1 protein-coding gene is annotated in these 271 nt (G+C 67.5%); it reads left to right on the plus strand.

Going from position 1 to position 271, the window contains the following annotated elements:
• Window positions 1-271, plus strand: a 271-nt coding sequence (locus tag SM191_RS19715) for a tyrosine-type recombinase/integrase (protein WP_341507679.1), incomplete at both ends; no start/stop codon positions are given.

Below are 271 nucleotides of genomic sequence, written 5' to 3' on the forward strand. Positions count from 1 at the left end.
CTGGCTGTTCCCGGGCCGCAGCTACACCGACCCGATCTCGACGCGGCAACTCCACCGTGCTGTCCACGAAGCGGCCGAGGCGGCGGGCATCCGCAAGCGCGTCAGCCCGCACACGCTACGGCACAGCTTCGCTACCCACCTGCTCGAACAGGATGTCGACATCCGCGTCATCCAAGTCCTGCTCGGGCACAGCAAGCTGGAGACGACTGCGCTCTACACCAAGGTCGCGACGCGCACGATCCGCGCCGTCACCGGCCCGCTCGATCAGCTT

Source organism: Sphingomonas sp. 2378 (assembly GCF_038084995.1).
In the GTDB taxonomy this organism is placed as follows: domain Bacteria; phylum Pseudomonadota; class Alphaproteobacteria; order Sphingomonadales; family Sphingomonadaceae; genus Sphingomonas.